At 63.5% G+C, this 323-nt stretch carries 1 protein-coding gene; it reads right to left on the reverse strand.

Features of this window, described 5'->3' with window-relative positions:
• On the reverse strand, window positions 1-323 hold a 323-nt coding region (locus ACOZKU_RS12430; protein WP_421579147.1), incomplete at both ends, for an IS30 family transposase.

The following is a 323-nucleotide window of genomic DNA, read 5'->3' on the forward strand; positions in this document are numbered from 1 at the left end:
TCGCCTTGCCGAACTTCTGGCGGAACTGGATCAGGTCGCATTCCCAATGTCCGAACTGCCTGCGATCGGCAACCACATCCGGACGGCGCAGGATGTTGAGGTCCGGGCTGAAACGCTGGCCATGCCGGCGCCTCGCATGCCGCGCCCGGCGTCGAGCCCGATGTTCCGGCAGATGTTTCCAGAGCTTGATCGCGTGACCATCCGGCGAATAGGCGAACTTGTAGATCGTCTCGTGGCTGACCGAGATCGGATGGCGCTCCAGCCGCATCCGACCGGCGATCTGTTGCGGCGACCAGCCGTGCACGATCCGTTCAATGACGGAC

This window comes from Shinella sp. M31, from assembly GCF_049199205.1.
Taxonomy (GTDB): domain Bacteria; phylum Pseudomonadota; class Alphaproteobacteria; order Rhizobiales; family Rhizobiaceae; genus Shinella.